Here is a 22,127-nt window from a genome sequence, read left to right on the forward strand (position 1 = left end):
GCCTTCAGCGCGACAGCGCGTAGCCGATGCGGAACTGCCAGGGCAGCTTGTGGTTGTAGTCGAGCAGGCTTTCGCCATAGCCGACGAAGTAACCCGCCATCAGGTAACCCGCGGTACCCGGCAGCAGCCGCGCCAGCGGATAGGTGACCTGCGCATCGACGCTGCCATACCACTTGCGCGTGCCCTTGCGCAGCGTGGCGGAAAACTCCCATGAATCCGGGCGCCCATACGCGATGCCCAGGTCCATATAGCCGCGGTAGTGGGCGATGTCAGGGTTGTCGCCCTTTTCCACGTAGGCATAGAGCTTGGGCGCGACGCGCCAGTGCCAGTCGTTCTGGTCGCCGATGTAGAACGTCGGCTTGACGAACACGGTGTTGATGCTGCGCGACTCGTCGCCGCTGCGGCCGTTGGACTCGTGCTCCACGCCGGCCGCCAGCGACAGCCGGCTGATGGCCCGGTTGCGCACGCCGGTATCCGACAGGTAGTAAAACAGGCTCGGCCGGTAGTTGGTGTCGCGGAACGGCTTGGACTGCTCAGACAGGTCCCATAGCGAGAACTGGGTGAAGCCGAGGTAGAGGTTGTCGAACAGGCTCTTCGATGCCGGATCCTCGCCCTCGAAGATCCGGTACTTGAAGCTGAACTGGAACTTCGCATTGGCGCCATCGTGCGCGCCGACGATGAAGTACATCGGGTCGTAGAACGACAGGCGCGCGCTGTCGCGCAGGTCCGCGGGCGCCGGGGCGGTGGCGCTTGCGCTGGTCACCGGCGTGATCGGAACCGGGACCGTCTCCGCGGCTTCGCCAGCGGCCCCGGCCGTAGCGGCTACCGCGGGCGGGGCGGCGGTGGTGGCCTCGCCCGGCTGCGGCAGCCGGTTCAGAGTGACCACCACCGGCGCGGCGTCGATGCCGGTCGCATCCAGCCGCACCTGGCCGCGCAGCTGCGGCGGCAGGGTCGCGCTGTAGCGGATGGCGCGGTGCTCGCCGCGGCGCAGGTTGACCACGGGCGGCGCGGAGACCTCCCGCCACAGTACGAGGCGTACCGGCGCCTGCATTTCGCTCGACGCGGTCACTTCCAGCGTATCGGGGATCCGGTAACGGCGCGTCGCGCCGTCGGCGCTGACCACCAGCGTCAGCGTCAGGGGCTGGTTGCCGTCGATCACGCGTGGCGGCTGCAGCAGCGCCACGCCGGCGTGGGCGGCCAGAGGAAAAGCCAGCGCCAGTGACAGGCAAAGGGGGGCGACGGCGCGGCTGGCAGGCGCCAGCCGGCGGGGCAGGGTCAATCGGGACATGATGCTGGGCACCGCGGGCGCGGCTGGAACGGCGCGCTGCGGCATCGGGAAATTTCGGAACCCGCAAAGCCTACCACGCGATAGAAAGCGGGTTGTGACGAAATGTACGCAACCGTTGCAGACGGCTAGATCCTATGAATGAAGGCGGGTCGGTAACGCACGCAAAGCGATCCTAAAGTAAAGGTGCGACCCATTCACCTTGGAGCACGTCATGCAACCGACCCGTATCAATCATTCTATGCCCGGAGAAGATGTATTGGCAGTGGCCCTGGAGCTGTCCAACAGCACCTGGAAAATCGCCCTGCACGACGGCAAGCGGGAGAAGCCTGCGATCCAGACTGTAGCTGCAAAAGTTCCGGCATGCCGCCTGGACGAAGCGATGCAAGCGATCGAGAAGATCAAGACGAAATGGGGACTTGGCCCTGCCGTGCGCACCGTCGTGTTGTACGAGGCTGGTCAGGACGGCTTCTGGATCGAGCGAGCGCTATCGAAGCTAGGATACGAAGTAGTGATCTGCGACCCCGCCAGCATCCCGGTGGAGCGGCACGCGCGGCGGGCCAAGACCGACCGACTCGACGCGATCAAGCTGGTCTTGTGCCTGCGCGCCTGGCTGCGCGGCGAACATGACCGCATGCACGTGATTCGCGTACCGGCCGTTGAAACCGAAGCCCAGCGGCACCTGGTGCGCGACCGGGGTGAACTTCAAAAAGAGACGCTACAGCACCGCGACCGGATCCGCAAGCTGCTGCGAACAGTGGGTTGCTGGCAAGACGTCGAAGGCGATATCGCAAAGCGGCTAGCAAAGGGAGAAATCTCCTGCTACGACGGCGCGGCAATCCCTGCGCAGTTGCATGCGCGGCTGATCCGGGAGTGTCAGCGCTTGGCCTTAGCCCAGCAGCAACTCGCTGCACTGGAAAAAGACCTGGTCAGGCAATTGCCGGAACCCGCACAAAAACGCATTGCCGACCTGCAACGGCTCAAGGCGGTCGGCCCGGTCGGCGCGACACGACTGGTGCTCGAGCTGTTCTGGCGCAGCTTTGACAACCGCCGGCAGGTGGGCGCCTGTGTCGGCTTGGCGCCGCAGCCGTACGACAGCGGCCAGAGCCGGGTCGACCAGGGGATCAGTAAGCAGGGCAACCGGCGCGTGCGTTCTCTGCTTATTGAAATGGCGTGGCTCTGGCTACGCTATCAGCCCGGCAGTGCGATGGCGCAGTGGTACGTGCAGCGCACCCAAGGAAATAGCCAGAACAAGCGGGGCAAGCGCATCGCTATAGTCGCGGTGGCGCGACGGCTGGTCATCGCTCTGTGGCGCTATCTGACGCATGGAATCCTACCCGAGGGAGCGCTTCTGAAAAACAGCAAGACCACAGGATTAAAACGTTCAGCCGGCGAGGTGGCAGCAGTTTGAAGGAATGGCGGCAACGCTCGCATTAGCTGCTCCTGTCCGTCCTATCGCAAGTCAGTTCGAAGTAGACAAGCCCGTGCAGCCTGCTGGTTGCAACCGCAACCGACACTACTAGATGGGAGCTTCTCGCATCAAGGTCACCTTAGCGCAACGCGCATGCAGGATTGGGCTGGGCAAATACCAGCGGATAGAAGTTGGTGGGACGTCGAAGTCTCACGTAAAGATGACCGGGAACTTTGAAACTGGTGAACAACAGCGACAGCCGCCTTGCGGCAAGCGCGAGCTAGATTAGGAAGTTGGATCAATTTGCGTAAAAATTCTTGCCTTCCGACTCATCATAGAAGCAGGCTGCCAGCAACCGGCTAGCGTGGCGGGCTCAGCGCATCGCGCGCCGGCGCACGCTGTCGACGTATTGTTCGCCGTCCGGCGGCAGGCCGCTGCGCTGTGCCTGCCACAGCATCTCGCCCAGGCATTCCATCACTTGGTGCTGGGCTTCGTGCGGCGAATCGAGTCGGCGTACAAGCGCCTCATAAGCCTCGCGAATGCCGCGTGGCTGGTCGACGGAAACCTGTTCCGAGATCGACAGGTGCATCGCCAGGTGCAGGAACGGGTTGGTCTGGCCTTGCTCGGGGGTGTAGTCCTGCGTCAGCGCGCCTTCGGTGTCGCGCAGCAGGTCGTGGTACTCGGGATGCTCGCCGATCCAGTCGACGGCAATGACTTCCAGCGGCGTCAGCACGCTGCCCGCGATCTGCTTCTGCCAGGCTTCGCAGAAGAAACGGCGGACTTCTTCTCGTGAGGGATTAAACATGGTGGCGCCATTGTAAACGAGGGGCGCGGCGAGCGCTGGCGCGCCGGCGGCGCCAAGTAGAATGCGGGATCGCCGACTTCCCGCCATCTTCATGACCGCCTCCGCCACCGCCCACGAACAGGCCCGCGCCAAGCTCACCGGGGTGCTGCTGATTGCGGTGTCGGCCAGCGCCTTCGGCGCCATGGCGATCTTTGCGCGCTTTGCCTATGCGGCCGGTGCCGACGTCTATGGCCTGCTGCTCGTACGTTTCGTGCTGGCGGCGGGGGCGCTGGCGTGGGTGATGCGCACGCGCGGCATCGGCCTGCCGCCGTGGCGGCGCGTGCTGGCGCTGGCGGCGATGGGCGGCATTGGCTATGTGGGCCAGTCGTTCTGCTTTTTCAGTGCGCTGAACCATGCGCAGGCCAGCCTGGTGGCGCTGCTGCTGTACCTGTACCCGCTGTTTGTGACGATCCTGGCCGCGGTGTTCCTGAAAGAGCGGCTGACCACGGCGGCCGTGATCGCGCTGGTGCTGTGCTCGGTGGGGGCCGGGCTGACGGTCGGCGGCGGCGAGGGTTCGCCGCTGGGCATCGCGCTGGGGCTGGCGGCGGCGGTGATCTATTCCGTCTACATCATCGTCGGCGCGCGCGTGACCGCCGGTGTCAACCCGATCGCCACCACCACGGTGATCTGCAGCGCGGCCGCGCTGGTCTACGGTGCGGTCGGGCTGCTGCGCCTTGGCGCGGGCGTGCCGCCGCAGTTCCCGGCGAGCGCCGGCGGCTGGCTGGCGCTGGCGGCGATTGCGCTGCTGTCGACGGTGCTGGCGATCCTGACCTTCTTCGCCGGGCTGCAGCGGCTTGGCGCGGCGCAGGCTTCGATGCTGTCGACGCTCGAGCCGGTGGTCACGGTGCTGCTGGCGGCGTTGCTGCTGGGCGAGCACATCGGCGGCATGCAGGCGCTCGGCGGCGGGCTGATCCTGGCCGGCGTGCTATGGCTGACACGGCGCAGCAGCGCGCCGGCACCGGCCCGCGGCGACATGCAAGAGAATTGAACGGGTTGGTCAAAGACGCTGGCACGGCACATCCTGGCGCTTGGGTAAAATCGCCGCTTCTTTCACTTCATGCATAGGAAGAGCCGCATGTCCCAGATCGACCAAGCCGCGCTGGCGCAACTGTTCACCGAGGCCCGCACCCACAACGTGTGGCAGGACCGCCACGTGGACGACGCCGTCCTGCACCAGGTCTATGACGCGATGAAGTTCGGCCCGACCGCCGCCAACAGCAGCCCGGCCCGCATCGTCTTCGTCAAGAGCGCGGCCGAGAAGGCGCGCCTGGTGGATTGCGTATCGGCCGGCAACGTCGACAAGACCCGCTCGGCGCCGGTCACGGCGATCATCGCCTTCGACAAGGCCTTCCACGACCAGCTGCCGCGCCTGTTCCCGCACGCCGACGCGCGTGCCTGGTATGCCGGCAACGACGAGAAAATCGCCCGCGACGCCCTGATGAACAGCTCGCTGCAAGGCGGCTACTTCATCCTGGCCGCACGTGCGCTGGGCCTGGATTGCGGCCCCATGGGCGGTTTCGACGCCGACAAGGTCAACGCGGCCTTCTTCCCCGATGGCAAGTGGTCGGTCAACTTCCTGGTCAACCTGGGCTACGGCGTTGCCGACAAGCTGCATCCGCGCCTGCCGCGCCTGCCGTTCGACGAAGCCTGCCGCATCGTCTGAAGAGGCCGCGCGCCAGAACCAAAAAAAAGCGACCCGTCGGGTCGCTTTTTTTGTACTGGTGCGCGCCTGCGTCAGGCAGTCCATTCCTGCACCGGATTGCAGGCGAGATAGCGCCCCGGCTCCGCAATGCCGAGCCGTGCGCGGGCGGCGTCGAGCGGCTCGTGCAACAGTCTTTCGTAGTCCTCGCCGAGCAGCCACCCGGCGCGGCGCCCCAGCCGGTAGCCCTCCAGCACGGCGCGCGCAAAGGCCAGGCGGCCGGTCACGCGCAGGCTTTTCAGCGACGCCGCGATGGCAATGAACGCCCATCCCTTGCCGCCGGTCTGCGCGTAGCTGAACGCCACCAGCGCGGCTTCGCCAAGGCTTTCGTCGGCCCGGTAGCCGGTGAGCACATGCCAGATGTCGTGGATGTCGCGGGTACGCCGGCCGAACCACATGTACGCGTCCTCGATCACCGGCTCCTGGTCGAGGTTGGAGACCTTGGCCAGCCCGTCCGCGCTGTAACCGGTCTGTTCCAGGAAAGCGCGATACGCCGCGCCGACCGTGCCCGGGGCGAAGCTCGCGACATAGGCAGGATCGGACAGGCGCTCGGCCAGTTCGATGCGCTGGTAGACCATGCGCCTGCCGTCGGGCGTGGACAGCAGGCGGCCGAAGTTGCGCGGCATCGACGGGCCGTTCAGCGCGCGCATGATGCGGAACACCTGCTCGGTGTCGTTGCCATTGGCCAGCAGCTTGCGCACGGCCCGGAACGCGGTGAAGACATCCTGCTTGTAGGGATTGGAGGCGGTCGGGGTGGTCATGCAGGAACTCCGTGGTTCAGGCGAACTGGGCCGGGCCCGGCGCCGGCGCATGCCGCGGCGCGGCGGCGTCGCGCACAAAGTCGACACAGGTGTCGATGGCGGTCACCGGCAGCATATGCCCGCCGTCGACCAGCGTCAGCGTGGCGCCCGGCACCCTGGCGACCAGTGCTTCGCCATGCTCGGCAAAGTCGAGGATGCGGTCATCGCGCCCGTACAGCACGCTCACCGGCACGCGCAGCGATCCATAGTGCGGCAACATTGCCGGCAGGCTTCGCGCGGCACCGATCAGGTCCTCGGAAGCGGCAAGGAAATGGGAGGGCCGCAGCGCCAGCAGGCCGCCGCCGCGCGTCGGGAAGTCGAGCGGGAACGGGTCGGGACCGAACACGATATCCATGACTTCTTCACGGCGCCGTTCCGACATCGGCACCACCAGCGTCCACGCCAGCAGCCGGCGCAGCGCGCCGGGCACGGTCATCGCCTGGAAGACCGGCGAAATCGCCTTGGGCGGATGGGTGAGCGGCGCGATCAGCGCCAGGCCGCCGACGCGCTCGGGGTGATGGATGGCCAGTGCCAGCGCGATCGCGCCGCCAAGCGAGTGGCCGACCACCAGCGGCTTGTCCAGTCCAAGCTGGTCGCACAGTGCCGCGAGCGACTCGGCCTGTGCCGGCAGATCCGCAGCGGTGCCTGCCACGCGCGTCGAGTGGCCCGCGCCGGGGCGGTCGACGGCGATCACGCGGAAATGGCGCGCGAGCGGTTCGATCATGCCGTAGCCGAAATTCTCCAGTTGTCCGGACAGGCCGTGCACCAGCAGCACGGCGGGACCCTGGCCGCGCTCGACCACGTGCAGCCGCGCGCCGGGTACCTCGACAAAGCGTCCGCGCGGCGGCATTGCCGCCTCGATGCGCCGGACGGTGCGCAACGTGTGCAGCCATAGCGCGGCGCCCAGCACCACGAGCAGCCCGATCAGCAGGCCAGCGACGGTCAGGGCGATGGTCACGATTGCACCTCGTTGCCGGCAACGGCCGGCACGGTATTGGTTTCGGCAGGCTCCTGGCTGTCGCGGTGTGGCCGGCCAGCCGGGGAGGAGAAAGACGGGACATCGAACTGCAGCACGCCGTCGGCGATGCGCCCGTGCCGGATCGTCAGCATGTCTTTCAAGTAATTCTGATAGACGCGCCAGGGCTTGCGGTCGCCTTGACGGGGCAGCACGGTGGCGGCACGTTGCACATAGCCCGACGTGAAATCCAGGAACGGCGTGGGCTGCATGCCGGCCGGCGCGCGCGGCATCGCCATGCGGTGGCCATGGCGGTCCATATGGCGCAACAGGCGGCAGACGTACTCGGCGGTGAGGTCGGCCTTGAGCGTCCACGAGGCATTGGTGTAGCCGAAGGCGAGCACCAGGTTGGGCACGCCGCTCAGCATCATCCCCTTGTACGCGAACGAGTCGGCGGGGCGGCGCGGCTCGCCGTCGACGCTGACCGCGATGTCGCCCAGCATGTTCAGCTTCAGCCCAGTGGCCACGACTACTATATCTGCGGCGAGCGTCTTGCCGCTGGCCAGCACGATGCCGTCTTCGGTGAACCGTTCGATGGTATCGGTCTCCACCGTGGCACGGCCGTCGCGGATGGCGCCGAACAGGTCGCCATCGGGCACCAGGCACAGGCGCTGGTCCCATGGGTTGTAGCGCGGCGTGAGATGCGTCGCGACGTCGAAACCCGGTGCCAGCTGCGCCGCCGCCATGCCGATCAGCTTTTCCCTGGTGCGCGCGGGCCGCCGCCGCGCCAGCTGGAAGAACATCATGCCGAGCAGCACGTTCTTCCAGCGCGTGGCGCCGTAGGCCAGCCGCTCGGGCAGCAGCCTGCGCAGCTTGTGGGCGATCGCGTCTTCGGCGGGGCGCGTCACGATGTAGGTGGGCGAGCGTTGCAGCATGGTCACCTGCGCGGCGCGCTTTGCCATCTCCGGCACCAGCGTGACCGCCGTGGCGCCGCTGCCGATCACCACAACGCGTTTGCCGCCGTAGTCGAGCGATTCGTCCCAGAACTGTGGATGCAGGATGCGGCCGCGGAAGCGCTCCTCGCCGTCAAAGGCCGGGCGGTGCCCCTCGGCATAGCTGTAATAGCCGGCGCAGACATAGAGCAGGCGGGTGCGCAGGCGCAGGCGGCTGTGATTTGCCGTACGCTCGGCCTCGACCGTCCAGCAGCCGGCGGCGCTGTCCCATGCGGCGCTGACGACCTTGTGGCCAAAGCGGATATGCGGCGTGATGCCGGCTTCCTCGGCGGTCTCGCGGATATAGGCCCGGATCGACGGCCCGTCGGCGATGGCCCTGGCGCCGCGCCAGGGCTTGAAGCGGTAGCCCAGCGTGTACATGTCCGAGTCGGAGCGGATGCCCGGGTAGCGGAACAGGTCCCAGGTGCCGCCGATGGCGTCGCGGGCTTCCAGGATGGCGTAGCGCTTGCCGGGGCAGCGCATCTGCAGGTGGCGCGCGGCGCCGATGCCGGACAGGCCGGCGCCTACGATCAGGACATCGAGGACGGCATCATCAGGATGGGCTGCGGTCATGTCAGGCATCCGGGGGCGAGTGGCGCTTCTGACAACATGGGTTGTCAGAAGCGATAAGACAAGGCATCTGACAATAGGGAATGTCATAATGGCGCACATGACCCCCGAGCTCACCCCCGCACGCCGCTACCGCGGCGCCGAAGCCGAAGAACGGCGCGCTCAGCGCCGGAGCCAGCTGATCGCCGCGGCGGTGCAGGTCTATGGCGAGCGCGGTTACCAGAACGCCACGGTCAAGGCCGTCTGCGAGGCCGCCGGCCTGACCGAGCGCTATTTCTACGAGTCATTCGCCAACAGCGAGGCGCTGCTGCTGGCGTCGTTCCAGGCGGTCACCCACCGCTTGCTGCAGACACTGGCGCGCGCCGGTGAGGCGGCCGGCGGCGACGGCCCCAACCGGGCGCTGGCCATGCTGCGCGCCTATTTCGGGACCTTGCAGTGCGAGCCGCGTTCGGCGCGGGTGTTCCTAGTGGAGATCCGCGGCGTCAGCAAGCTGGTCGATGGCGCGCTGGCGGATTCGCTGGGCGAATTCGGCGGCCTGCTGGCGCAGGCGCTGCTGCCGCCGGGCCGGCGGCTCGATCCGTTGCTGACCGCTGGCGTTGCGGGTGGGGTCATCCATGTCGCCCTGCGCTGGATCGGACAGGGCTATACACCCGATGTCGAAGTGGTGGCACGCACGGCGTTGCAGCTGGCCATGGTGCTGGCGCGCGAGCCGCACTAAGGCCCGCCGCCGGGCGCTTCACAGCTGCGGCGCTTCCGTCTTTTCCCTGAACTCGCATAAAGGCTCGATCACGCAGTGCCAGCATTCCGGCCTGCGCGCCTTGCACACGTAGCGGCCGTGCAGGATCAGCCAGTGGTGCGCATCGTGCAGGAATTCATGCGGCACGCACTTGAGCAGCTTCTGCTCGACCACCTCCACGTTCTTGCCCGGCGCCAACCCGGTGCGGTTGGCGACCCGGAAGATATGCGTGTCGACCGCAATGGTGGGCTCGCCAAAGGCAGTATTGAGGACCACGTTGGCGGTCTTGCGGCCCACGCCCGGCAGCGCTTCCAGCGCTTCGCGGTCGGGCGGCACCTTGCCGCCGTGCCGCTCGACCAGGATGCGGCAGGTCTCGATCACATGCCTGGCCTTGGTCTTGTACAGGCCGATGGTCTTGATGTATTCGCTCAGCCCGGCTTCGCCGAGGTCGAGCATCTGCTGAGGCGTGTGAGCGACCGGGAACAGCCGGCGCGTGGCCTTGTTGACGCCGACGTCGGTGGCCTGCGCCGACAGCAGCACGGCAATCAGCAGCTCGAACGGCGAACTGTATTCCAGTTCAGTGGCCGGGGCCGGGTTGACTTCGCGCAGCGTCTCGAAAATGGCACGGCACTTGGCGGCGTTCATTGTTGTCGTTCCGGGTCGGGTTTGGCGTTGGGGCCGACGCCCGGCTCGGTCAGGCCGGCGCGCGCGCGGCGCGCTTCGGCGGCATCGATCTGCGCCTGGACGGCGGGGGAGACGTTTTCAATATTGCGCGGACGCGCGGCCTGCTGTTTCTGGCGGGCGCGCTCGATCGCAGCCTGGATGATGGCGCGCTTGCGTTCCTGCGCGGCGCGCTCGGCGTCGTCCTGCGGAGCTTCGGCCTGCACCGCGGCCAGCTTGGCCGCGGCCTTGGCGGCCAGGCGCGCGTCGTTTTCCTCGCGCTCGCGCACCAGCCTGGCCTGGCGCGCCAGGTAGCGCGCGTGGGCAGCGTCGGCCTGGGCCTGTGACCAGGCGTCCCAGCCGGTGCGGTCGCCGGTGACCGGGACCATGGCGATGCAGTCGACCGGGCAGGGCGCCACGCACAGGTCGCAGCCGGTACACAGTTCGGGGATCACCGTATGCATCTGCTTGGCGGCGCCGGCGATGGCATCGACAGGGCATGCCTGGATGCAAAGGGTGCATCCGATGCACAGGCTCTCGTCGATCAGCGCGACCGCGCGCGGTTGCTCGTTGCCGCGCTCCGGATCGAGCGGCATGGGTTCGACGCCAAGCGTCCCGGCCAGCCGGCGCACGCCTTCCGCGCCGCCCGGCGGGCAGCGGTTGCAGGCCGCTTCGCCGGCGGCCATGGCCTCGGCGTACGGGCGGCAGCCGTTGAATCCGCATTTGGTGCACTGAGTCTGGGGCAACAGTGCCTCGATGCGGTCGGCGAGGGATTTGACGGCGGGATTCACGACAACAGGCTGGAATTCAGGAGACAAACCGGATCAGGACAGGACTGGACGTTTATGGGGCGGCGCTATGCGTGTTTGGCGACACAACTGCCGCCCGGGAAACACCCGGCGGGACTGCGCCGGCGCACAATAATCCGGCGTAACCGTCGCCGGCGGGCCTCTTCGAGCCCTCGCGCCGCAAGGATTATCCCCGATTTCGCCGGTGGACAGAAACGGCGATGATGCGCGTCGCGCAGCCGGACTGCCGCATTCCGGTGTGTGCCATAATCCGCGCAACGATCGACCTGCCATCCATGTCAACAGAGACCAAGACCAAACGCGATCCCGAAGGGACGCGCCGACGAATCCTCGCTGCGGCCACCGAGGAATTTGCCAAGGGTGGTCTGGCCGGCGCCCGCGTCGACCAGATTGCCCGGCGCGCGGAAACCAACGAACGCATGCTGTATTACTACTACGGCAGCAAGGAAGGGCTGTTCCTGGCCGTGCTGGAAAAACAGTACGCCGAATTCCGCGCCGCTGAAGAAAGGCTGCACCTGGTCGACGAAGACCCGATCGCCGGCGTGCGCGCGCTGGCCCGCTTTGTCTGGGACTGGTATTACGAGCACCCCGAGTTCATCCGCCTGATCAACAGCGAGAACCTGCACGAAGCCCGTCACCTGAAGAAATCCGCGCAGCTGCAGCAGCTGATCAACCCGGTCGTGGATGTGCTGGCCGACGTGATCCGCAGGGGCCAGCAGCAGGGCGTCTTCCGTGACAACATCGACGTGCCGCAGTTCTACCTGACGATCTCGGCGCTGGGTTACTACGTGCTGTCCAACCGCTACACCATCAGCGCCGTGACCGGGCGCGACGTGGCTTCGCAACATGAGCACGAGCGTTTTGCCGAGCTGCATTCCGAGATGCTGCTCTGCTACCTGAAGCGCTCCTGCTGTCCCGAGAGCGCGACCTGAAAGGAAACGCCCGCGATTGCGGGCGTTGTCCTGTCTGCGGCAGCGTTACTTCGCCGCGGTCTGGTGATACTTGCGGATGAAATCGCGCAGGTCCGGATAGATGTTCTCGCGCCAGCGCCGGCCCGAGAAAATCCCGTAGTGGCCGCAACGCGGCGCGGTGATGTGCTGCTTGCGGTCTTTCGGGATGCCGCTGCACAGATCGTGCGCGGCGGCAGTCTGGCCCGCGCCCGAGATATCGTCCAGTTCGCCTTCCACCGTCATCAGCGCGGTGCCCTCGATATCCTGCGGCCGCACCGGCTTGCCATCGATGGCCCACGTGCCGTTGGCCAGGCGGAATTCCTGGAACACTTCGCGGATGGTGTCGAGGTAATAGTCGGCGGCCATGTCCAGCACCGCGTTGTACTCGTCGTAGAAGCGCACATGCGCCTCGGCGTCGTCGGCGTCGCCCTCGACCAGGCTCAGGTAATAGTCATAGTGCGAGGACAGGTGCCGGTCCGGGTTCATCGCCACGAAGCCGGCATGCTGCAGGAAGCCCGGGTACACGCGGCGGCCGTGGCCGGGGTAGTTGGCCGGCACGGTGTAGATCACGTTGTTCTCGAACCACTCGAAGGACTTGTTGGTGGCCAGCGAATTGACTGCGGTCGGGCTCTTGCGGGCATCGATCGGGCCACCCATCATGGTCATGGTGCGCGGCGTGGTCTCGCCGGCCGAGGCCAGCAGCGAGATCGCGGCCAGCACTGGCACGGTCGGCTGGCACACCGACACCACATGCAGGTTTTCGGCGCCGATATGGCGGATGAATTCCTGAATATAGTAGATGTAGTCCGACAGGTGGAAGGCACCGTCTTCGGCCGGCACCATGCGCGCGTCGATCCAGTCGGTCACGTAGACCTTGTGGTCCTGCAGCAGCGTGCGCACGGTGTCGCGCAGAAGCGTGGCGTGGTGGCCCGACAGCGGCGCGCACACCAGCACCACCGGCTCATCCTTCAGCAGCTTGATGGTTTCCGGGTCGTCGGCATAGCGCTTGAAGCGCAGCAGCTTGCAGAACGGCTTTTCCAGCACGGACTGTTCGACGATGGGGATGTCGCGGCCGTTGGAGCGCACCGACTTGATGTCGAATGCCGGCTTTTCGTATTCCTTGCCGAGCCGGTACAGCAGCTCATAGCCCGCCGCAAGCCGGGGGGCGCCGGGAACCAGCGACATCGGGCTGAGGGGATTGGTGAAAGTCTTGGCGGTCGCCTGGGCCCATGCGGTGAGCGGGTGCAGGATCGAGCGCTGGAACTCATGCAGTTGGTAGAGCATGCCGTTTCTGCCTGTCTTACTTTTGGTCACGTACCACCAAGTACTAATGTACTGACAATACACCTGGGATCGTCGCGGATTATGCCCGTTATCGAACGACCGTGCTAACGATCTTGCTTTGCAGCATATACCTTAAGGTACTTCCCTATCTGCGGAACACAATAAGGCATTCGCCTGATATTTGGATGACACTGTCCTACAAGACTGAAAACAAATGCAAAAAGCGGCCGAGGCCGCTTTTTTAATGACGCTTTGTGATGCTTGCGCCAGTTGCAACGCACTGTCACGTGTTGCCGCCCGTTGCCGCGCAGCAACGCTGGCAGCCTTACATCACCGCTGCGATCGCATCGACCACCGCATCGATGTTGCGGCTGTTCAGCGCCGCCACGCAGATGCGGCCGGTGCCGACAGCGTAGATGCCGTGTTCGTTGCGCAGGCGGTCCACCTGGGCCGAGGTCAGGCCCGAGTACGAGAACATGCCGCGCTGCGCCTTGACGAAGGAGAAGTCGCCCGGCACGCCCTTGGCGGCCAGCTTGTCCACCAGCGCATGGCGCATCAGCTTGATGCGGTCGCGCATCTCGGCCAGCTCTTCTTCCCACATGGCGCGCAGTTCCGGGCTGTTCAGCACGGTGGCGACCACGGTGCCGCCGTGCGTCGGCGGATTGGAATAGTTGGTGCGGATCACGCGCTTGACCTGCGACATCACGCGCTGGGCTTCTTCCTTGCCGGTGGTGACGATCGACAGCGCGCCCACGCGCTCGCCGTACAGCGAGAAGCTCTTCGAGAACGAGCTGGACACGAAGAACGGCAGGCCGGAGTCGGCGAACAGGCGCACGGCGGCACCGTCGGCGTCGATGCCGTCGGCGAAGCCCTGGTAGGCCATGTCCAGGAACGGGATCAGGTTGTGTTCCTTGACCAGTTCCACCACTTGCTTCCACTGCTCGGCCGACAGGTCGACGCCGGTCGGGTTGTGGCAGCAGGCGTGCAGCACGACGATGGTGTTGGCCGGGTACGACTTCAGCGATTCCACCATGCCGGCGAAGTTCAGGCCGTGGCTGGCAGCGTCGTAGTAAGCGTAGTTGACGACCGGGAAACCGGCGGCTTCAAACAGCGCGCGGTGGTTTTCCCAGCTCGGGTCGCTGATGGCGACCTTGGCGTCCGGGTACAGGCGCTTGAGGAAGTCGGCGCCGATCTTCAGCGCGCCGGTGCCGCCCAGTGCCTGGGCCGTCACCACGCGGCCTTCGGTGATCAGCGGCGATTCCTTGCCGAACAGCAGCGTCTGCACTGCCTGGTCATAGGCGGCGATGCCTTCGATCGGCAGGTAGCCACGCGGGGTGGCGGTGGTCAGACGGGCTTTTTCTGCCTCCTGGACGGCGCGCAGCAGGGGGATTTTCCCTTCGTCGGTGAAGTACACGCCAACGCCCAGGTTGACCTTGGTGGCGCGGGTGTCGGCATTGAAGGCTTCGTTGAGGCCCAGGATCGGGTCACGCGGGGCCATCTCGACGGCAGAAAACAAACTCATTTGGAATCTCGTGGTCGGCAATGAAAGAAAACGGGAAGGCGTAGAATGCTTCGGACTGCGCTGGCGGCTGGCAGGCCCCGTTCCGTTCTGGGCGGAATCGGCCCCATGCCGTTCGGGACGGGCCTGAAACGGTTTGAAGCGGGGGCTGTCAACCCCAAGATTCTAGCGTATCCGCCCGTTTTCCTGAGGTTTTTCCCTAGTCTCGCCATCACTTCTTTCGTTACTTCTTAATTACCTCTCCCGCTATTCCGCCCCCTATGTCGAACCTCGCAGAAGCCGCGCCGGCCCTGGACGAAAGCAAATTCGTCACATTTCCCGGCTCCCCGTTCCAGCTGTACCAGCCGTTCCCGCCCGCCGGGGACCAGCCGGAGGCGATCCGCCAGCTGGTGGAGGGGGTGGAGGACGGCCTCTCGTACCAGACATTGCTGGGCGTGACCGGGTCGGGCAAGACCTTCACCATGGCCAACACGATCGCCCGGCTGGGACGGCCGGCGATCGTGTTCGCGCCCAACAAGACGCTGGCGGCCCAGCTATATGCCGAGTTTCGCGAGTTCTTCCCGCGCAATGCGGTCGAGTACTTCGTCAGCTACTACGACTACTACCAGCCTGAGGCCTACGTCCCGCAGCGCGACCTGTTCATCGAGAAGGACTCGTCGATCAACGAGCATATCGAGCAGATGCGTCTGTCGGCGACCAAGAGCCTGCTGGAGCGCCGCGACACGGTGATCGTGGCGACGGTTTCTGCGATCTATGGTATCGGCAACCCGAACGAATACCACCAGATGATTCTCACTTTGCGGGCCGGCGACAAGATCAGCCAGCGCGACGTGATCGCGCGCCTGATCGCCATGCAGTACACCCGCAACGAGACCGATTTCCAGCGCGGCACGTTCCGCGTGCGCGGCGACACCATCGACATCTTCCCGGCGGAACACGCCGAGATGGCGGTGCGGCTGGAGATGTTCGACGACGAAGTGGAGTCGCTGCAGTTTTTCGATCCGCTCACCGGACGCGTGAAACAGAAGATCCCGCGCTTCACGGTCTATCCCTCGAGCCACTATGTAACGCCGCGCGAGACCGTGCTGCGCGCGATCGAGGCGATCAAGGACGAGCTGCGCGACAGGCTGGAGTTCTTCCACAAGGAAAACCGCCTGGTGGAGGCGCAGCGGCTGGAGCAGCGTACCCGCTTCGATCTCGAAATGCTTTCCGAGCTGGGCTTCTGCAAGGGCATCGAGAACTATTCGCGCCACCTGTCCGGCGCTCGCCCGGGCGAGCCGCCGCCAACGCTGGTCGACTACCTGCCGTCCGATGCGCTGATGTTCCTGGACGAGTCGCACGTGCTGATCGGCCAGCTCAACGGCATGTACAACGGCGACCGCGCGCGCAAGACCACGCTGGTCGAGTACGGCTTCCGGCTGCCGTCGGCGCTGGACAACCGCCCGCTCAAGTTCGACGAATTCGAGCGCAAGATGCGCCAGGTGATGTTCGTCACGGCGACGCCAGCGCAGTTCGAGAAGGACCACGCCGGGCAGGTGGTGGAGCAAGTGGTGCGCCCGACCGGGCTGGTCGAGCCGACCATCATCGTGCGTCCGGCGACCACGCAGGTGGACGACCTGCTGTCGGAAATCCACGCGCGCGTGGAGGTCAACGAGCGCGTGCTGGTGACCACGCTGACCAAGCGCATGGCCGAGCAGCTGACCGAGTTCCTGTCCGAGAACGGCGTCAAGGTGCGCTACCTGCACTCGGATATCGATACGGTGGAGCGTGTCGAGATCATCCGCGACCTGCGCCTGGGTACCTTCGACGTGCTGGTCGGCATCAACCTGTTGCGCGAGGGCCTGGATATCCCCGAAGTCTCGCTGGTGGCGATCCTGGACGCGGACAAGGAAGGCTTCCTGCGCGCCGAGCGCTCGCTGATCCAGACCATCGGCCGCGCCGCGCGCAACGTCAATGGCACCGCCATCCTGTATGCCGACCGCATGACCGACTCGATGCAGAAGGCCATCAGCGAGACCGAGCGCCGCCGCGCCAAGCAGATGGCCTTCAACGAGGCCAACGGCATCGTTCCGCGCGGCGTGGTCAAGCGCATCAAGGACATCATCGACGGCGTCTACAACGCCAGCGATGCCAGGGCCGAGCTGCAGGCAGCGCAGGAGCAGGCGCGCTACGAGGACATGAGCGAGAAGCAGGTCTCCAAGGAAATCAAGCGGCTGGAAAAGCTCATGCTCGACCATGCCCGCAACCTGGAGTTCGAGCAGGCGGCACAGGTGCGCGATCAGCTGGCCAAGCTCAAGGCGCAGGTGTTCGGCGCCAGCGGCGAGGGCGTGCTGCCGCCGGCGTGAGGTCCGGCAGTGGCGCCGGCGCGCGCCGCGGCTGGCCTATAGTGAAAAGCGTCATCACCGATCCCGGAGACGCATCATGGTGAAGCTTGGCCTGTGGGTGCCGCTGGAAGCGCGGCCCGGCAAGGAGCGGGAAGTCGAGCAGTTCCTGCGCGACGGACTGGCGCTGGTGCAGCAGGAGACCGGCACCGCAGCCTGGTTCGCGCTGCGCCTGGGGCCGTCGATGTTCGGCATCTTCGATGCCTTTGCCGATGAGTCCGCGCGCGAGGCACACCTGGCCGGCAAGGTTGCCGCCGCGCTGATGGCCCGGGCGCCGGAACTGTTCATGGGTACGCCGCCGATCCAGAAGCTGGAAGTGCTGGCGGCCAAGCTGCCGGCGTGAGCCGGGCTCAAGGAGCTGCCATGGAGCGCCAGTTCGAGTACGGGGGCTACCTGGTCGTGGCCAGCGCGGTGCCTAATGCCGCAGGGGGCTTTGCCGGGCAGATGCGCATTGCCGATGCCTTTGGCGAGCCGGCCGGGCCCACCTACGAGGCCATCGCCGGCGATGCGCCCACGCAGGAGGCGGCCGTTGCGCTGGCCGAGGCCGCGGCAATGCGGGCCATCGATGCCGGTGAGGTCAATTAGCCGCTATCCTGTCCCATTTCCCGAGGAGAAAACACAATGACCGAAGTCGGCGAGTGGAAGAAAAAGGTCTATGAAACCCACGAGGTGCAGGTCCAGGTCAAGCAACGCTCGCAAAGCGAATGGTCGTACACGGTGCGCGTCTGCCGCCCGGGGACCAATATCCGCGCCGCCGGCACGCTGACCGAGACCTCGCGCATCACCGATCATTTCAAATCCGCCGAAGCTGCCCTGGTGGCCGGGTTTGCGCACGGCGAGCGCCTGGCCAAGCAGCTCGCATAGGCCGGCCCGCCGCCATGGCGAGGGCACCGGAGGGCTTTGGCGTCCGTTCCGTGCAGGCGGCTAGAATTCTGCCTCTCCGAACCACCAGGCCCGGCGGGCAAGGGGCCTTTGAGCGCCGCCGTGCCGTGGCCGCGCCTGCGCTTTCTCCAGCCCCGCTGTCGATCGACCGATGAAGAAATACGCCATTCTGATGTGTTGCATGGGCAACATCTGCCGCTCGCCAACGGCGGAGGGGGTGCTGCGCGCCAAGCTCGCCGTGGCCGGGCTGGAGCAGCTGGTCGAACTGGACTCGGCCGGCACCCATGAGTACCACCTGGGCCGTGCGCCCGATCCACGCACCCAGCGCGCCGCGCTGCGCCGCGGTTACGACCTGTCGGCGCTGCGCGCCCGCAAGGTCGGCCTGCCTGACTTCGACCGCTTCGACCTGATCCTGGCGATGGACCGCGAAAACCTCGCCGGCCTGTCCCGGCTGCATCCCGGCGCCGGTGACAAGCTTCGCCTGCTGATGAGCTTCGCCACTTGCCACGATGCCGAAGAAGTGCCCGATCCGTACTACGGCGAGGGCGACGGCTTCGAGCGCGTGCTCGACTATGTCGAGGATGCCTGCGATGGGCTGGTCGCGATGCTGCGCCAGCGCCTGCAGGCCGCCGCCGGTTGAGCCGGCACGGGCGCGGGTCATGCCGCCGCGTGCGGCAAGCCCGGCGAGGGCTGCCGGGAAGAGGGCGCGGGGTTTGATGCGCTGCGGCAGGGTAGTTGACTGAATTAGTCGGGTACCTTTATACTTGACGGAAACGATCAAGTATTCGCTTTACCCCCCAGAGCCCTGCACCATGAGACTGACCACCAAAGGCCGCTTCGCGGTCACTGCGATGATCGACCTGGCCATGCGCCAGGATCAGGGACCGGTGACGCTCGCCGGCATCAGCCAGCGCCAGAAGATCTCGCTGTCCTACCTGGAACAGCTGTTCGGCAAGCTGCGCCGGCATGAGATCGTCGAAAGCGTGCGCGGCCCGGGCGGTGGCTACAGCCTGGCGCGCAAGGCCGAAGACGTCACGGTGGCGGACATCATCATCGCCGTCGACGAGCCGCTGGACGCCACCCAGTGCGGCGGAAAGGGTAATTGTAACGGAGATGACGGCTCCGGGCGTTGCATGACCCACGAACTGTGGGCAACGCTGAACCAGAAGATGGTCGAGTACCTCGACTCCGTCTCCCTCAAGAACTTGGTCGACCAGCAGCGTGCCCGCCAACCCGCGGTGCTGCACGACATGCGCGAGGAAGCCGCGCAGCCGGCCGCCGCCGCCGCGCGCGGCAAGGCCGACAAGCAGGAAAAGCCGGTCCGGGCGAGGGTGGTGAATTCAGTATTCAGCCTGGCGCAGTCCTGAGCGTCTACCAACGCACGCGGCAGGCAACGACAGTAATCAGCGATACAGCGGTCCCTAAAAGGCAGTCATAACGATGAGCACCCCACATTTCCCCATCTACATGGATTACTCGGCCACCACGCCGGTGGACCCGCGCGTGGCGGACAAGATGATTCCGTACCTGCGCGAGCAGTTCGGCAACCCCGCCTCGCGCAGCCATGCGTACGGCTGGGACGCGGAGCGCGCGGTGGAAGAAGCGCGTGAGCAGGTCGCCGCACTGGTCGGCGCCGACCCGCGCGAGATCGTGTGGACGTCGGGTGCGACCGAATCGGACAACCTGGCGATCAAGGGTGCCGCGAACTTCTATTCGGGCAAGGGCAAGCACATCATCACCGTGAAGACCGAGCACAAGGCCGTGCTCGACACCACGCGCGAACTGGAGCGCCAGGGCTTCGAGGTGACCTACCTGGACGTGAAGGAAAACGGCCTGCTCGACATGGACGTGTTCAAGCAGGCACTGCGCCCGGACACGATCCTGGTGTCGGTGATGCTGGTCAACAACGAGATCGGCGTAATCCAGGACGTGGAGCAGATCGGCGAGATCTGCCGCGAGAAGGGCATCATCTTCCACTGCGACGCCGCACAGGCGACCGGCAAGGTGGCGATCGACCTGAACAAGCTGAAGTGCGACCTGATGTCGTTCTCGGCCCACAAGACCTATGGCCCCAAGGGCATCGGCGCGCTGTACGTGCGCCGCAAGCCGCGCGTGCGCATCGAGGCGCAGATGCACGGCGGCGGCCATGAGCGCGGCATGCGCTCGGGCACGCTGGCCCCGCACCAGATCGTCGGCATGGGCGAAGCCTTCCGCATCGCCCGCGAGGAAATGGCCACCGAGAACGAACGCATCCGCATGCTGCGCGACCGCCTCTGGAACGGCCTGTCGGACATGGAAGAGGTCTACCTGAACGGCGACCTGGAACACCGTGTGCCGCACAACCTGAACGTCAGCTTCAACTTCGTCGAGGGCGAGTCGCTGATCATGGCGATCAAGGACGTGGCGGTGTCGTCGGGCTCCGCCTGCACCTCGGCCTCGCTGGAGCCGTCGTATGTGCTGCGCGCGCTGGGCCGCAACGATGAGCTGGCGCACAGCTCGATCCGCTTCACGGTCGGCCGCTTCACCACCGAGCAGGAGATCGACTTCACCGTCGAGCTGCTCAAGTCGAAGATCGGCAAGCTGCGCGACCTGTCGCCGCTGTGGGAAATGTTCAAGGACGGCGTCGACCTGAATTCGATCCAGTGGGCCGCGCACTGAGCGCCCGACGGATCAGAAAAAATTACAGCAAGACCCCCCGCAAAAGATACGCAAGAGGTAAGCAAAATGTCATACAGCACGAAGGTTCTCGACCACTATGAAAACCCCCGCAACGTCGGTTCGTTCGACAAGAACGACGATGCGGTCGGCACCGGCATGGTCGGCGCCCCGGCTTGCGGCGACGTGATGAAGCTGCAGATCAAGGTCAACGAGGCTGGCGTGATCGAAGACGCCAAGTTCAAGACCTATGGCTGCGGCTCGGCCATCGCCTCGTCGTCGCTGGTGACCGAGTGGGTCAAGGGCAAGACCGTGGACCAGGCGCTGGAGATCAAGAACACCCAGATCGCCGAGGAACTGGCGCTGCCGCCGGTGAAGATCCACTGCTCGATCCTGGCTGAAGACGCGATCAAGGCCGCTGTCGAAGACTACAAGAAGAAGCACGGCGCCGAGCAGAAGGCCGCCTGATCCTGTCGATCGACAAGCGAAGCACGAAGGAAGACGCAACGATGATCACGATGACCGAGAAGGCGGCCAAGCACGTCGCCCGCTACCTGGAACGCCGCGGCAAGGGCGTGGGCCTGCGCCTGGGCGTGAAGACCACCGGCTGCTCTGGCCTGGCCTACAAGCTGGAGTATGTGGACGAGCTGCTGCCGGAAGACGCGGTGTTCGAGTCGCACGGCATCAAGGTCATCGTCGACGCCAAGAGCCTGCCGTATATCGACGGCACCGAGCTCGACTATGCGCGCGAAGGGTTGAATGAAGGGTTCCGCTTCAACAACCCCAACGTCAAGGACGAGTGCGGCTGCGGCGAGTCCTTCACGGTCTGAGCAGCACATCGCGGTAGCGTCGGTGGAGCGCAGCATCACCGGGTTCCACCGGGACGAGGAAGGCCACTGGGTGGCCGAACTCGATTGCGGCCATGGCCAGCACGTCCGGCACGATCCGCCGTGGCAGTTGCGGCCGTGGACGCAGAGCGTGCAGGGCCGCGCCGGCATGATCGGCACGCGGGTGAACTGCCTGAAGTGCGACCGCAATGAAGCGCCGGCGGAGTGGGCGCTGGCGCGGGCCAGCCAGCCTGCCGGCCGGTGATGGCGGCGAATGGACGAAGGGGCGGCGCGGCCGCTCTTTTTTCTTGGGGAAGCAGTTGAAAGACGATTTTTTTGCGCTGTTCGGCCTGCCGGCACAGTTCGGCGTCGACGAGGCCGCGCTGGACGCGGCCTATCGCACCGTGCAGTCGCAGGCGCACCCGGACCGCTTCGCCAACGCCGGCGATGCCGAGCGCCGCGTGGCCATGCAGTGGGCCGCGCATGCCAACGAAGCGTACCGCACGCTGCGCCAGCCGCTGCGCCGCGCGACCTACCTGCTGAAGCTGCGCGGCGTCGACGTGCAGGCGGAGAACAACACCGCCATGTCGCCCGCCTTCCTGATGCAGCAGATGGAGTGGCGTGAAGCACTGCAGGAAGCGGTGGAAGCGCGCGACGTGGACCGCCTCGATGCGCTGCTGCGCGAGCTGCGCCGGGAAAAGCGCGAGCGCCACGCCGCAATGGGCGCGCTGCTCGACGCCGGCGACAACGAAGCCGCCGGTGGCGCGGTCCGCCAACTGATGTTTATCGAGAAGATCGAGCACGATACCAGCGAGGCTATCGACCGGCTGGAAGACTGACCGGCACGATTGCCGGGGCCGTGACACAA

At 65.9% G+C, this 22,127-nt stretch carries 25 protein-coding genes; 16 read left to right on the forward strand and 9 right to left on the reverse strand.

Annotation, left to right across the window (positions count from 1 at the left end; genetic code table 11):
* Nucleotides 1-4: 4 nt before the first annotated feature.
* Nucleotides 5-1,288 (reverse strand): phospholipase A, encoded by a 1,284-nt coding sequence (locus AC5WJ1_RS05135; RefSeq protein ID WP_135704923.1) that lies wholly within the window; start codon nt 1,286-1,288, stop codon nt 5-7.
* A 211-nt stretch (nt 1,289-1,499) separates the two neighbouring features.
* Here AC5WJ1_RS05135 and AC5WJ1_RS05140 point away from each other — a divergent pair, with 211 nt between their 5' ends.
* Nucleotides 1,500-2,696: an IS110 family RNA-guided transposase gene (locus AC5WJ1_RS05140; RefSeq protein WP_494476385.1), complete on the forward strand. Its 1,197-nt coding sequence runs from the start codon at nt 1,500-1,502 to the stop codon at nt 2,694-2,696.
* 373 nt (nt 2,697-3,069) lie between these two features.
* On the opposite strand, the gene AC5WJ1_RS05145 is transcribed toward AC5WJ1_RS05140, so the two are convergent.
* Nucleotides 3,070-3,501: a DUF1841 family protein gene (locus AC5WJ1_RS05145; protein ID WP_133097604.1), complete on the reverse strand. Its 432-nt coding sequence runs from the start codon at nt 3,499-3,501 to the stop codon at nt 3,070-3,072.
* 91 nt (nt 3,502-3,592) lie between these two features.
* On the opposite strand from AC5WJ1_RS05145, the gene AC5WJ1_RS05150 reads away from it, so the two are divergent.
* Complete coding sequence (locus AC5WJ1_RS05150; protein ID WP_434032948.1) at nt 3,593-4,528, forward strand: DMT family transporter; 936 nt, start codon at nt 3,593-3,595, stop codon at nt 4,526-4,528.
* 87 nt (nt 4,529-4,615) lie between these two features.
* Complete coding sequence (locus AC5WJ1_RS05155; protein WP_195428077.1) at nt 4,616-5,203, forward strand: malonic semialdehyde reductase; 588 nt, start codon at nt 4,616-4,618, stop codon at nt 5,201-5,203.
* 71 nt (nt 5,204-5,274) lie between these two features.
* Here AC5WJ1_RS05155 and AC5WJ1_RS05160 read toward each other — a convergent pair whose 3' ends face one another.
* From AC5WJ1_RS05160 to AC5WJ1_RS05170, 3 genes are read right to left on the reverse strand one after another with little or no spacing between them, the layout of a single operon-like run.
* The gene (locus AC5WJ1_RS05160; protein ID WP_195429652.1) at nt 5,275-6,000 is read right to left on the reverse strand and encodes a Coq4 family protein; all 726 of its coding nucleotides are present in this window, start codon (nt 5,998-6,000) and stop codon (nt 5,275-5,277) included.
* A gap of 16 nt (nt 6,001-6,016) precedes the next feature.
* On the reverse strand, nt 6,017-6,997 hold the full coding sequence (locus AC5WJ1_RS05165; RefSeq protein ID WP_135704928.1) for an alpha/beta fold hydrolase: 981 nt from the start codon (nt 6,995-6,997) through the stop codon (nt 6,017-6,019).
* Nucleotides 6,994-8,559, reverse strand: a complete 1,566-nt coding sequence (locus AC5WJ1_RS05170) for a flavin-containing monooxygenase (protein WP_434032947.1) — start codon at nt 8,557-8,559, stop codon at nt 6,994-6,996. The genes AC5WJ1_RS05165 and AC5WJ1_RS05170 overlap by 4 nt, the downstream gene beginning before the upstream one ends.
* 88 nt (nt 8,560-8,647) lie before the next feature.
* On the opposite strand from AC5WJ1_RS05170, the gene AC5WJ1_RS05175 reads away from it, so the two are divergent.
* On the forward strand, nt 8,648-9,274 hold the full coding sequence (locus AC5WJ1_RS05175) for a TetR/AcrR family transcriptional regulator (RefSeq protein WP_135704930.1): 627 nt from the start codon (nt 8,648-8,650) through the stop codon (nt 9,272-9,274).
* Nucleotides 9,275-9,292: 18 nt separating this feature from the next.
* On the opposite strand, the gene nth is transcribed toward AC5WJ1_RS05175, so the two are convergent.
* A complete protein-coding gene (nth, locus tag AC5WJ1_RS05180) occupies nt 9,293-9,937 on the reverse strand; it encodes an endonuclease III (protein ID WP_133097597.1) in 645 nt (214 codons plus the stop codon).
* A complete protein-coding gene (gene rsxB / locus AC5WJ1_RS05185) occupies nt 9,934-10,743 on the reverse strand; it encodes an electron transport complex subunit RsxB (RefSeq protein WP_135704931.1) in 810 nt (269 codons plus the stop codon). Before rsxB ends, nth begins: the two co-directional genes overlap by 4 nt.
* A gap of 293 nt (nt 10,744-11,036) precedes the next feature.
* Between rsxB and AC5WJ1_RS05190 the strand changes: the two genes are divergently transcribed.
* Complete coding sequence (locus AC5WJ1_RS05190) at nt 11,037-11,693, forward strand: TetR/AcrR family transcriptional regulator (RefSeq protein WP_133097595.1); 657 nt, start codon at nt 11,037-11,039, stop codon at nt 11,691-11,693.
* Nucleotides 11,694-11,738: 45 nt separating this feature from the next.
* Here AC5WJ1_RS05190 and AC5WJ1_RS05195 read toward each other — a convergent pair whose 3' ends face one another.
* Nucleotides 11,739-12,995 carry a polyhydroxyalkanoate depolymerase gene (locus AC5WJ1_RS05195; RefSeq protein ID WP_133097594.1) on the reverse strand — a complete coding sequence of 419 codons (1,257 nt, stop codon included), beginning with the start codon at nt 12,993-12,995 and terminating at the stop codon, nt 11,739-11,741.
* Nucleotides 12,996-13,320: 325 nt separating this feature from the next.
* Nucleotides 13,321-14,517: an amino acid aminotransferase gene (locus AC5WJ1_RS05200; RefSeq protein ID WP_135704932.1), complete on the reverse strand. Its 1,197-nt coding sequence runs from the start codon at nt 14,515-14,517 to the stop codon at nt 13,321-13,323.
* A 257-nt stretch (nt 14,518-14,774) separates the two neighbouring features.
* On the opposite strand from AC5WJ1_RS05200, the gene uvrB reads away from it, so the two are divergent.
* The 11 genes from uvrB to hscB all read left to right on the forward strand — a co-directional run bounded on the left by uvrB (nt 14,775) and on the right by hscB (nt 22,098).
* Nucleotides 14,775-16,859, forward strand: a complete 2,085-nt coding sequence (gene uvrB / locus AC5WJ1_RS05205; protein WP_494476386.1) for an excinuclease ABC subunit UvrB — start codon at nt 14,775-14,777, stop codon at nt 16,857-16,859.
* Between the two features lie 76 nt (nt 16,860-16,935).
* Nucleotides 16,936-17,238 (forward strand): putative quinol monooxygenase, encoded by a 303-nt coding sequence (locus AC5WJ1_RS05210; protein WP_434032944.1) that lies wholly within the window; start codon nt 16,936-16,938, stop codon nt 17,236-17,238.
* Nucleotides 17,239-17,258: 20 nt separating this feature from the next.
* On the forward strand, nt 17,259-17,480 hold the full coding sequence (locus AC5WJ1_RS05215; RefSeq protein WP_029046863.1) for a hypothetical protein: 222 nt from the start codon (nt 17,259-17,261) through the stop codon (nt 17,478-17,480).
* A gap of 36 nt (nt 17,481-17,516) precedes the next feature.
* Nucleotides 17,517-17,759: a hypothetical protein gene (locus tag AC5WJ1_RS05220; RefSeq protein WP_133097590.1), complete on the forward strand. Its 243-nt coding sequence runs from the start codon at nt 17,517-17,519 to the stop codon at nt 17,757-17,759.
* Nucleotides 17,760-17,928: 169 nt separating this feature from the next.
* The gene (locus AC5WJ1_RS05225; protein ID WP_133097589.1) at nt 17,929-18,417 is read left to right on the forward strand and encodes a low molecular weight protein-tyrosine-phosphatase; all 489 of its coding nucleotides are present in this window, start codon (nt 17,929-17,931) and stop codon (nt 18,415-18,417) included.
* Nucleotides 18,418-18,589: 172 nt separating this feature from the next.
* Complete coding sequence (gene iscR, locus AC5WJ1_RS05230) at nt 18,590-19,144, forward strand: Fe-S cluster assembly transcriptional regulator IscR (RefSeq protein ID WP_063238406.1); 555 nt, start codon at nt 18,590-18,592, stop codon at nt 19,142-19,144.
* Nucleotides 19,145-19,211: 67 nt separating this feature from the next.
* Nucleotides 19,212-20,435 (forward strand): IscS subfamily cysteine desulfurase, encoded by a 1,224-nt coding sequence (locus AC5WJ1_RS05235; protein WP_276609610.1) that lies wholly within the window; start codon nt 19,212-19,214, stop codon nt 20,433-20,435.
* A gap of 66 nt (nt 20,436-20,501) precedes the next feature.
* A complete protein-coding gene (iscU, locus tag AC5WJ1_RS05240) occupies nt 20,502-20,900 on the forward strand; it encodes a Fe-S cluster assembly scaffold IscU (RefSeq protein WP_010809025.1) in 399 nt (132 codons plus the stop codon).
* A 41-nt stretch (nt 20,901-20,941) separates the two neighbouring features.
* The gene (gene iscA / locus AC5WJ1_RS05245) at nt 20,942-21,262 is read left to right on the forward strand and encodes an iron-sulfur cluster assembly protein IscA (protein ID WP_010809024.1); all 321 of its coding nucleotides are present in this window, start codon (nt 20,942-20,944) and stop codon (nt 21,260-21,262) included.
* Nucleotides 21,263-21,284: 22 nt separating this feature from the next.
* A complete protein-coding gene (locus AC5WJ1_RS05250) occupies nt 21,285-21,524 on the forward strand; it encodes a DUF3565 domain-containing protein (RefSeq protein WP_135704934.1) in 240 nt (79 codons plus the stop codon).
* 55 nt (nt 21,525-21,579) lie between these two features.
* Complete coding sequence (gene hscB / locus AC5WJ1_RS05255; RefSeq protein WP_133097585.1) at nt 21,580-22,098, forward strand: Fe-S protein assembly co-chaperone HscB; 519 nt, start codon at nt 21,580-21,582, stop codon at nt 22,096-22,098.
* Nucleotides 22,099-22,127: the final 29 nt, after the last annotated feature.

Source organism: Cupriavidus sp. MEYA8 (genome assembly GCF_059278825.1).